We start from the raw sequence: 10,118 nt of genomic DNA, 5'->3' as shown, positions 1-10,118 counted from the left end.
ACATCGCCAAGGAAGCCCTCGCCAGCGGCCGTGGCGTCGCCGAACTCGTCCTGGAGAAAGGCCTGCTGCCGGCCGAACGACTCACGGAACTACTCCGCCCCGAGATCGTGGCCGGCACGGGCGCGGCAAGGTAAGCGGTCCTCGATACAGCCCCGCGCCCCTTGCAGGGGCGCGGGGCTGTATCGACATACGGCTGGCTCCGCCGCGTGGGCGCGACCAGCCCCCACCGACCCGAAGTGTCACGACTGCCCTCCCAGCGGAGCGAACACGCACCAGAACCGGCCCGGAGAGACAATGACGATCGTGGAACCCGCCCTGTCGCCCTCCCCTCCGACCTTCCAGCCGGTCCTGGACCGCATCGCCGAGGAGATCGCCCGCGCCCCCGCCCGCGGACGCCCCGCCGACTACATCCCGGCGCTCGCGTCGCGGGACCCCCGCAGCTTCGGCATGGCCGTCGCCGAACTGGACGGCACGGTGTACGGGGTGGGGGACTGGCGGGAGCCGTTCTCCGCGCAGTCCGTCACCAAGGTGTTCACCCTCGCCCTCGACCTGGCCCGCGAGGGCGACGAACTCTGGGAGCACGTGGGCCGCGAACCCTCCGGCAATCCCTTCAACTCGCTGATCCAGTTGGAGTACGAGAACGGCATCCCGCGCAACCCCTTCATCAACGCGGGCGCCCTCGTCGTCACCGACCGCCTGCACACCCGTACCGGGGACGCGGCCGGCGCACTCCTCGACTTCCTGCGCACCGAGTCCGGCAATCCCGGCCTCACGTTCGACAAGGACATCGCCGCCTCGGAATCCGCCCACGGCGACCGCAACGCGGCCCTCGCCCACTTCATGGCCTCGTACGGCAACATCGCCAACCCGGTGCCCGGCCTGCTGGAGCAGTACTTCCGCCAGTGCTCGGTCGAGGCGTCCTGCGCCGACCTCGCCCTCGCCACCGGCTTCCTGGCCCGCCACGGAGTCCGGGCCGACGGCACCCGTCTCCTGACCCGCAGCCAGGCCAAACAGATCAACGCCATCATGCTGACCTGCGGTACGTACGACGCGGCGGGCGACTTCGCCTACCGGGTGGGCCTGCCCGGCAAGAGCGGAGTCGGCGGCGGCATCATCGCCGTCGTCCCCGGCCGCTGCACCCTGTGCGTCTGGAGCCCGGGCCTCGACGAGAGGGGCAACTCGGTGGCGGGGGTGGCGGCTCTGGACCGCTTCACCACGCTGACAGGCGTGTCGGTCTTCTGATCCGTCGACCTGGCCGGGTCGCGCCCCGCGCCGGGCCACCGACGGAGGCCAGGAAGAATGCACGGTGATCCCGTCCTCGCGCTATTCACCATTCACCGGAAGGTCCGCAGACCATGAGCAGCCAACACGACCGCTGGGCGGAACTGACAGGCGGACAGGCCGGAGAGGAGTACGCCCGGCGGTTCGCACGGCTCGCTGACTCGGGCCACGACATCCATGGCGAGGCCGCCTTCTGCGACGCGCTGCTGAAGCCCGCAGCCCGGGTGCTCGATGCCGGCTGCGGCACCGGCCGGGTCGCGATCCGGCTCGCCGAGCTGGGGTACCTCTGCACAGGCGTGGACGTCGACCGCTCCATGCTCGCCGTCGCCCACCGCGACGCCCCCGCGCAGGAGTGGCTCCACGGTGACCTGGCACACCTGGACAGCCTCGGTCTGGACCCCGGCTTCGACCTGGCGCTCGCCGCCGGGAACGTCATCCCCTTGCTGGCCCCCGGTACCGAACCGGCTGTCGTACGGCAACTCGCCGCCGTACTGCGCCCCGGCGGACTGCTGATCACCGGCATGGGACTGGACGCGGAACACCTCCCGCTGCCCGAACCGACAGTGACGCTGACGGAGTTCGACCACTGGTGCGCCCAGGCCGGACTGACACTGCGGCAGCGCTTCGCCACCTGGGCCGGCGACCCTTACATTCCAGGCGGCGGCTACGCCGTCAGCGTGCATTCCCGCCCCGCCGCCTGAACCCCATTCCGTCATCCACCAGCCACTTCACGGGCCCCGCCACCAGGCGTGGTGAACGAACAGACTTCCCTGACCGCACGGTCCCGTCCTACTGGAGAGGAGCCCCGGCCGGACGGGGGTGGCCGGCCGGGGCGGTAGGTGGTGGCGTGCGGAGGGCGGTTGGTAGCGCGGCGAGGTGATCGTCGACGAGGTGGGAAGCGGCGCGGTGCGAGCCGCAGTTGCCGGTGTGAGGAGCTTCCGGGACGCCGGCGGGGTCGGCACCTTGCCCCGAGGCGTGCTCTACCGCTCCGGTGCGTTGGGGGAGTTGACGGCCGAGGGAGCGCGGTCACTGGACGCTCTGGGTGCGTACGGTCGTGGACCTGAGAAGTGTTCCTGAGGTGAGAATTACGCGCCCCGCACCCGGCGGCGCGCGCGAGCGGTGGTCCGCAGCTTCTACGAGTACCACCGCGACATGCACGGACGCCCCCTGCTCAATCCGTTCCCGAAGACCAAGCGCGCCGAGGACGAGCATCCCGGGTGGCGCCTGTGTCGGAGCTCTTCGTGGCGCGGCCACGAGGGCCGTTGTCAGAGGCGATTGGCAAGATTGCGGCCATGAATGTCACTCCTGTCACTCCGCCACGGCCGATCGACGTCGTCGCGGTCTTTCCCCAACTGGCCCCGCTGGCCCGCACGGCGACTCGCCTGCACCCCCGCCCTGGGGCGCCGACGTGGCACGACAGCTCGATCGGCGGGCCGTTGCTGTGGCCCGCTGAGGAAGCGTGGCCGCACTGCGAGGAACCGCATGTGGTGGACGGCATCAACCCAGCCCAGTCCCCGGCGGATCTGCGGCTGGAACGACGGATCTTCGCCGCCTCGCATGGCCGGGACCTGACTCCGGAGGAACGGGAGACTCTCGAGCGGATCCGGCCCCCTCGGACGTATCCGGTGAGGCTGGCGATCCAGTCGTACGACGGCCCCATAGCGATGCTGCCCGTCGCGCAGCTGTACGTACGGGATGTGCCCGATCTGAGCCCGCCGGAGGGTAAGGACCTGCTGCAGGTTCTGTGGTGCCCCTTCGATCATCCGATCATGCCCAGGACCCTGCTCTTCTGGCGTTCCACAGCCGCTGTCACCGACATCCTCGACACACCCCCTGAGCCGCCCGCAGTGCAGTTCGACGGCTATCTACCGGAACCGTGCGTGCTCGAACCGGAGCAGATCACCGAGTACCCCGACCATCTGGAGCTGAGCGAAGAACTGCAGGAGCAGCTCAAGCAGTGGAGTGTGCCGCAGGCAGCAGAGGAAGACATGGACCCGGACACGTACTACGACTGTGTGCTGTCCAACGCACCCGGCTGGAAGGTCGGCGGCTGGCCCGCTTGGAACTCCACCGACCCCAGGCCGCAGCCCTGCTCCGAGTGCGGCACCGGCATGGAGGTCCTGATGACCGTCGCCACGTTCGAGAAAGGGGACGACGCCGGGAACAGCTGGTCTCCGCACCCCCACCCAGGTGCTGGACCGTACCCCGGCCACCGCGGCTACAACGCGACCGGGGTCCAGATAGGCAGCGGCTACCGGCAGCATCTGTTCGTCTGCCCGGCGAAGCCCGAGCATCCGCACACCGAGTTGATGACGTAGCCCGTCCGCAGTGTGCAGCCGGGGCGTCACGGTGCAGGCATGCCGTGACGCCGGGTGTCCGCGAGGCTCAGGGTCCCGGACAACCGACGGATTTTGTTGACCTGCAGGAACGTGACCTCCGACGCGTGGAGTTCCCGCGCAGGTGAGCCCGCATTCCCCTCCACGAGGGTCAGTGGACGAACGTAGGCACCTTCTGACGGTGCCCGACCGGCCCATGCCTGCGTTTCGTCCCTCGGTGAGGCCCACCGCTCATGTCGGCCGCCATGGATGATGGCGCGATGAGCAAGATCAGCGATGTTCACCCAACTTCTCACGACTGCTTTCCGTGGTGAACGACGGCCCGCAGGCGGACCTGCCGCTGAGCTGGACTGGTTCGGATATGACCAGCTCGGCGCGCTCGACCTGGTCCTCAATGCCCTCGTGCTCTTCAATACCCGCTACACGGACGCCGCGGGGAACCAGCTGCGGTGGGACGGGTTCGACGTCCGCGACGAGGACGTCGCCCGGCTTTCCCCGTTCGTGCGGCAGCACATCAACATGCTGGGCCGGTATTCGTTCAAGCTGCCCTACCTGCCCTACCTGCCCGGCGGGATGCGCCCGCTGCGCAACCCGAACTCGGCCGAAGAGGCGTGAGCCCGCTGGGGGTGGCATTCGCCGCCGGGGCTATCCCGGCGGTGACGTTCGCACTGGTCACCGGCTCGTGGGGTGCTGGGGGCAGTGGCGGCGGATGCGGTGGGCGGTGGTGAAGCTCCGGGCTGCTGGGTCGGCACTGGGGGTGCGGCGGCCGTGGGTGGGATCGGCTCCTGGTTCGAGTCACTCAGCCCGGAGCAGGGTGTGCAGCTCAGTGGTGTCGATGATGTGGGCTCGTGAGGGAAAGACCTGGTGGAGCAGGACGTTGTGGACTTCCGTGTCCGGGTCGGCGACGCCGTCGGACAGGACGTAGAGCTGATAGTCGCGGTCGGCCGCGTCGATGACAGTGGACAGGACGGCGCCGCTGGTGCTGATGCCGGAGACGACCAGAGTGGTGATGCCGCGCTCGCGTAGCTCCTGGTCGAGTTCGGTGGTGGACATGCCGCCGTAGCGGATCTTGCGCACGACGATGTCGCCGTCCCGGGGAGCCAGACGCTCGTGGATGGCGGCGGCGGGGTCCTCGTGGTGCATGACGCGGTGTCGGGCCAGCGGGGCGAAGGACTTGTTGGAGGCCGGGATCGCGTCCCAGTCGGTCTCGGTGAAGCCGACGCGTACGTAGGCGATGGTGCCGCCATGCGCGCGAACGTCGGCGATGGCCTCTTCCACGCGACCGATCAGGGCGTTGCGGTCCTCGCCTTCGGGCACAAAGGCCAGGATCGCGGGCTGGTAGTCCATGACCAGAAGCGCGGTGTGGGTGGGGTCAAGCACGGGGGCAGTGCTCACGCGGGTGTTCTCCTTAACCGGTGGGTGTGCCAGGTCGACGCGGACGCGCACCGGCGGACCGGCCGCGGCCTGCAGGTGGCAAGTCGTGGTGCCTCATGAGTGGCTGCGGGACAGTTCCGGCTTGTGCTGCGAGGACTGGTCCTGTCGGGGAAGTAGGAGTGGCGTGGTCAGGATGAGCAGTCCTGCGACCGTGAGAGCGGTGCGTGGACTGGTGACGTCGGCGAGCAGCCCGGCGAGTGCGGTGAGGACGGCGATGGATGCCTGCTGACCGATCGACCAGGCCGAAAGGGTGCGGGCGACGAGATGCCTGGGGGTGTGTTCGAGCCGGTAGGTGGCGAGCACCGGGTTGTAGAGGCTCATGTTGATGATGATCGCCAGCTCGACGGCCATCACGGTGACGAGACCGACGACGCCGGGACGGACGAACGCCAGGCCGATCAGCCAGATGGCACGCAGAGTGCCGACGGTCCGGAAAACCCGGTGCCGGCCGAAGCGGACCACGACACGACGGGCCAGTCGCGAGCCGATGAGACCGCCGAGACAGGGAGCGGCGAAGGCGAGGGCGTACTGCCAGGGTGGGAACCCGAGTTGGCGAAGCAGGAGTACGGCCAGCAGCGGCTCGGTAGCCATGATCAGACCGGCGACGAGCATGTGGTTGAGGTAGAGCGGCCGCAGACCGGGGTGGCCCATGATGTGTCGCCAGCCGTCGAGCAGCGCCCCCGCCAGGAGCGGGCCCTTGCCGGTCGTACGCGGTGCTTCTTCCTGGTCGGGGATCTCGCGGATCGCGGTGATGCCCAGTGCGGAGAGCAGGTAGCTGAGCGCGTCGGCCACCACGGTGGTGACCGGCCCGAACAGGCCGATCGCCGCCCCGCCGAGCGGTGGTCCGACCGCGATGGAGCTCCAGTTCGTGGACTCGAACCGCGCGTTGGCGACGAGCAGGTCGTCCGGCCGGATGAGGGCCTTGAGGTAAGCGCCGCTGGCCGCGTTGAAGGCGATCTTGGCTGCGGCGACCACGGCCGAGACCACGAGCAGTTGGACGAGACTGAGCCATCCGAAGGCGTAGGCGACCGGGATCGTCGCCATGGCAGCGAACCGGGCCAGGTCCATCGCGATCATGACCGGGCGCTTGCGCCGGAACTCCACCCACGGCGCGAGCGGCACCGCGATCAGCACGCCCACCGCGGGCCCCACCGCGGACAGCGCGGAAACCTCGGCGGGTCCGGCATGCAACACCAGTACGGCGATCAGCGGCAACGCCCCGAATCCCAGCCCGGACCCATACGTGCTCACCGCATATGACGCCCACAGCCAGCCGAACTGCCGACCCAACCGTCTCCTGCCCACCATGCTCAGCGCACTCCCCTTGATGTCCCACCTGAATTGATGTCCCACCCGAACAAACCGGCGTTGACCAATGAGAGGTAAGCGGTCAGGACAATGGCAGGTCAAACAACTGAACTGCCAGCAATCCACAACCATCAGTTGTTCACTAAGGTGGGTCGGCGTGGACCTCGAAGCAGTACGCACCTTTGTAGCCGTCGCGGAAGCGGGCCAGTTCCAGAAAGCCGCCACCGACCTGTCGATCACCCAGCAGGCCGTCTCCAAGCGCATCGCCGCGCTGGAGCACGACCTCGGTGTGCGGTTGTTCACCCGGGCCCCCCGGGGCGCCGAGCTCACCATCGACGGGCAGGCGTTCCTGCCCCACGCACGCGAGTTGTTGCGCGTTGCCGAGCGCGCGGGTGCATCCGTGCGCCCGGGCCACCGCCCGCTGCGCGTCGACGTGATCGCCTCGCGCAGCGCGCAGTCGAGCCTGATGCGCGGCTTCCACAGCGCACACCCCGAGATCGACCTCGACGTGATGATGCTGTTCGACATCGAGACAGCCGTCACCGCCATCCGCTCCGGTGCGATCGACGCGTCCTTCCGCGCCGTCGCCGCGCCCGCCCGGCCCCTTCCCGGGGACATCGCCTCCGTCCGGGTGCTCGACGAGCCTCTCCAACTCCTCACCGGCCCCGCCCACGCACTGGCAGGTGCCCGGTCGGTGACCGTCGCCCAACTCACCGGGCACCGGATCTGGATGCCCGGCATCGCCCCCGGTACCGAGTGGGGCGCCTACTACGACGACCTCGTCGCCGAGTTCGGCCTCAGCATCGAAGTGACCGGCCCCAACTTCGGCTCCGACGCACTCCTCGACACCATCGCCGACACTCCCGCCCTGGCCACCTTCATGGGCGAGCACACCCGCCTCATCTGGCCCGCCGACCACGGTCTGCGCCGTATCCCGGTGACCGACCCGACGCCCGTCTATCCGCACTCGCTCCTCTGGCACCGAGACAACCCCCATCCAGCGCTTGCCACCCTCCGCGCCCATCTCGCCGCCACGACTGTCGGCCAGGACGCCGCCGGGACCTGGGTGCCGGGCTGGGTGATTCCTCGGGGCTGACCGTTTCCGGGAACGGGATGTGGAGCGGGGTCCCTTGAGGCAAGGCGGTCTTCCGTGGCCGTTCCCTGCGGGGCGATGTCGCGTTCGAAGCGCAGCCGCTGTGTGCCACGACCGGTGCTTCAAGGCGTCAAAGGAATTCCCACGGCAGATCGCCCGCGTACCCCTCGTTGCGGCACGCGAGGGGCGAGGGGCACTCAACGTCCGCCCGTCCCTTTGTCGGCGTACGCGGGCAGACCGAGCGTCTCTCGGAGCGTTTTTCCCGCAAGCGCCCGCATCCGAGGAGCGCGCGCAGCCCGCGCGGCAAGCCCCCGCCCGCCTGAACTTGAACGAATCACCCAAAGCGCTCACCCACCGGTAACGCGAAGGCCTCCGCCCCGAGAACACCCCGTAGTCCCCCGTCCACCCACCGCTGCCAACCTGGCCGAGTGTTGGCCAAGGGTCTCCCGATCGACCTTTCCAGTTGCCAGGCCATAGGCCTGCTCGGCACCGCGTGCCTCGCCCTCGGGGGTGAGACCGCCGGAGCCCTCCCCGTCGAAGAGTTCATCGCGCCCTCCACCGACCAGGCCGCGCTCGGCCTGGTCGGCGTCTACTTCGGTGTCGTCCTGCTGATAGCCGCCTGGACCCTGCTCGGCAGACTGGTCAGGGGCCCGGAGCCGCCCACCGTACGGTCCCTGATGCTGGTCCTCGTCGTCTGGGCGGCCCCGCTGCTCCTCGCCCCGCCCCTGTTCAGCCGGGACGTCTACAGCTATCTCGCCCAGGGCGCGATGGTCGACGCGCACATGGATGTCTACACGCAGGGGCCCGACCTGCTCGGCGGCCCGCTCGCCGCCGAGGTCGCCCCGATGTGGCAGCAGACCGGCGCCCCCTACGGCCCGGTGTTCCTCGCCGTCGCGTCCGGGCTCTCCGGACTGACCCGGGGTCAGATCCCGGCCGGCCTCTTCGGTCTGCGGCTGGTGGCGCTGCTCGGCGTGGCGCTGATGGCGGCGGCCCTGCCCCGCCTCGCCCGGCACAGCGGCGCCGACCCGGCCGCCGCGCTCTGGCTCGGCGCCCTCAACCCGCTGGTCCTGCTCCACCTGGTGGCGGGCGCGCACAACGACGCGATCATGCTCGGGCTGCTCGGTGTGGGCCTGGTGGCCGCGCTGGGCCGGTGGCCGGTCCTCGGCGCCGTACTCGTCACGCTCGCCGCCCTCGTCAAGGCACCCGCCGTCCTCGGCCTCGCCGCGGTCGTGGTGCTCCAGATCCGCGCGGGTCGCGGTCCGGCGCGGGCGGTACTGACGACAGCCGGCGCGGCAGCCGTGACCACCGTCGGCGTCACCGCGCTGACGGGCACCGGATACGGCTGGATCCGCGCCCTGAAAACCCCGGTGTCACCCCAGAACTGGGCCCTCACCAGCCTTCTCGGCCGCGCCACGGCCTCCGTGCTCACGAAGGCCGGCAGCGGTCTGGCGCCGCTCGCCGTCCCGGCCTGGCATCTGCTCGGCATCGTGCTCACCGTCCTCGCCATCGCCTTCATCTGGCTGCGCCGCCCACGCCTCAGCCCGCTCTACGCGCTCGGCCTCAGCCTGGCCGTCGTGGTCGTCCTCGGCCCGGCGATCCGGCCCTGGTACGCCCTGTGGGCCCTGTTCCTCATCGCCGCCGCCGCGCCCAGCACCTCGGTACGCCACCGCCTCGCCGCCGTCACCGGGGTCGTCGCGCTTCTGGCCCTGCCGAGCGGCGCGCCCGCCGGGACCGGGGAACTGGTCCTGGCCGTCTCCGGCGGCGTACTGGCCGTGGTCGTCCTCTGGCAGGTCAACCAGGCGGCTCGCACACCCCTGAGGGAGAGCACCGTATGACCCGAGTGAGACTGCCCCGCACCGACCGGGAACGGCTGCTCCTGGTGCTCGCCCTCGCCGCCGCCGTGACCGTGTTCACGGCGACCGTGCCCCTGCTGCGCGGCTGGTTCGACCTGCGCGTCTACTACGGCAGCATCGACAACTGGGCCAATCACGGCGGCCGGCTGTACGACTACCTGCTGCCCGGCTCGACCTGCGGGTTCACCTATCCGCCGTTCGCGGCCATCAGCATGCTGCCGATGGCGATGCTCGGGCTCCGGGCCGCGACCACGGTCGCGCTGCTCCTCAACCTGGCGGCGCTCGGCGCGGTGGTGTGGCTGACCGCCGGACCCGCGCTGCGCCGGCACGGCTGGTACGGCTGGGCCCTGACCGGCTGCGCGCTGGCACTGTTCGAACCCGTCCGCGACACCGTCAGCCTCGGCCAGGTCAACCTCGTACTGCTGGCCCTCGTCCTCACCGACGCCTGGCTGCTGACGACCGGGCGGACCCGCTGGGCGGGCATCGGGATCGGACTCGCCGCCGCCGTCAAACTGACCCCCGCGCTCTTCATCGGGCTGCTGCTGCTCGCCGGGCGGCGGCGGGCCGCCGGGGTCGCGACGGCTGTCGCCGGGGCGGCCACCGTGCTCGCGGCGTTGATCGCGCCGGACGCCTCCCGCTTCTACTGGACCGAGGCGCTGTGGGACACCCAGCGGGTCGGCAAGGCGGCGTACATCTCCAACCAGTCGCTCCAGGGTGTGCTGGCGCGGCTGACCGAGTCGGGCGAACCGAGCCGTGCCGTGTGGCTGGTGGTGGTCCTGCTCGTGCTGGGGGTCTGGGTCTGGCGGGCCCGCC

Annotated in this window: 9 protein-coding genes and 2 pseudogenes; 9 read left to right on the top strand and 2 right to left on the bottom strand. The window is 70.2% G+C overall.

All coding sequences use genetic code 11. The annotated features are described in order from the left end of the window. The 6 genes and pseudogenes from AOK08_RS43525 to AOK08_RS22340 all read left to right on the top strand — a co-directional run. Positions 1 to 134: pseudogene (locus AOK08_RS43525) on the top strand (aspartate ammonia-lyase); the annotation flags it as partial. A gap of 160 nt (positions 135 to 294) precedes the next feature. Next, positions 295 to 1,242 (top strand): glutaminase, encoded by a 948-nt coding sequence (locus AOK08_RS22355; RefSeq protein WP_055529055.1) that lies wholly within the window; start codon positions 295 to 297, stop codon positions 1,240 to 1,242. Positions 1,243 to 1,355: 113 nt separating this feature from the next. Further along, positions 1,356 to 1,982, top strand: coding sequence for a class I SAM-dependent methyltransferase (locus AOK08_RS22350; protein ID WP_055529053.1), 627 nt, complete (start codon positions 1,356 to 1,358; stop codon positions 1,980 to 1,982). 175 nt (positions 1,983 to 2,157) lie between these two features. Continuing rightward, positions 2,158 to 2,358: a tyrosine-protein phosphatase gene (locus AOK08_RS48730; protein ID WP_338400146.1), complete on the top strand. Its 201-nt coding sequence runs from the start codon at positions 2,158 to 2,160 to the stop codon at positions 2,356 to 2,358. 215 nt (positions 2,359 to 2,573) lie between these two features. Continuing rightward, complete coding sequence (locus AOK08_RS22345) at positions 2,574 to 3,599, top strand: hypothetical protein (RefSeq protein ID WP_055529051.1); 1,026 nt, start codon at positions 2,574 to 2,576, stop codon at positions 3,597 to 3,599. A 381-nt stretch (positions 3,600 to 3,980) separates the two neighbouring features. Further along, positions 3,981 to 4,232, top strand: a pseudogene (locus tag AOK08_RS22340) (Tn3 family transposase); the annotation flags it as partial. Positions 4,233 to 4,412: 180 nt separating this feature from the next. On the opposite strand, the gene AOK08_RS22335 reads toward AOK08_RS22340, so the two are convergent. Continuing rightward, positions 4,413 to 5,012, bottom strand: a complete 600-nt coding sequence (locus tag AOK08_RS22335) for a cysteine hydrolase family protein (RefSeq protein ID WP_055529049.1) — start codon at positions 5,010 to 5,012, stop codon at positions 4,413 to 4,415. Between the two features lie 93 nt (positions 5,013 to 5,105). After that, a complete protein-coding gene (locus tag AOK08_RS22330) occupies positions 5,106 to 6,359 on the bottom strand; it encodes an MFS transporter (protein WP_055529047.1) in 1,254 nt (417 codons plus the stop codon). A 157-nt stretch (positions 6,360 to 6,516) separates the two neighbouring features. Between AOK08_RS22330 and AOK08_RS22325 the strand changes: the two genes are divergently transcribed. From AOK08_RS22325 to AOK08_RS22315, 3 genes are all read left to right on the top strand, one after another. Then, positions 6,517 to 7,455, top strand: a complete 939-nt coding sequence (locus AOK08_RS22325; protein WP_055529044.1) for a LysR family transcriptional regulator — start codon at positions 6,517 to 6,519, stop codon at positions 7,453 to 7,455. A 428-nt stretch (positions 7,456 to 7,883) separates the two neighbouring features. Next, a complete protein-coding gene (gene mptB, locus AOK08_RS22320; protein WP_055529036.1) occupies positions 7,884 to 9,287 on the top strand; it encodes a polyprenol phosphomannose-dependent alpha 1,6 mannosyltransferase MptB in 1,404 nt (467 codons plus the stop codon). Next, on the top strand, positions 9,284 to 10,118 hold an 835-nt coding region (locus AOK08_RS22315), incomplete at its 3' end, for a glycosyltransferase family 87 protein (protein ID WP_157876755.1). The genes mptB and AOK08_RS22315, both read left to right, overlap by 4 nt.

It is taken from the genome of Streptomyces graminilatus (assembly GCF_001418565.1).
Classification (GTDB): domain Bacteria; phylum Actinomycetota; class Actinomycetes; order Streptomycetales; family Streptomycetaceae; genus Streptomyces; species Streptomyces graminilatus.
Note: the sequence above shows the minus strand (reverse complement) of the source record. Positions and strands in the feature narration are given on the sequence as shown.

Excerpts from the sequence above, each read along its gene's own strand:
- AOK08_RS22350 (WP_055529053.1), top strand. The coding sequence starts at position 1,356 with ATGAGCAGCCAACACGACCGCTGGGCGGAACTGACAGGCGGACAGGCC.
- AOK08_RS22330 (WP_055529047.1), bottom strand. The coding sequence starts at position 6,359 with ATGGTGGGCAGGAGACGGTTGGGTCGGCAGTTCGGCTGGCTGTGGGCG.
- AOK08_RS22355 (WP_055529055.1), top strand. The coding sequence starts at position 295 with ATGACGATCGTGGAACCCGCCCTGTCGCCCTCCCCTCCGACCTTCCAG.
- AOK08_RS22345 (WP_055529051.1), top strand. The coding sequence starts at position 2,574 with ATGAATGTCACTCCTGTCACTCCGCCACGGCCGATCGACGTCGTCGCG.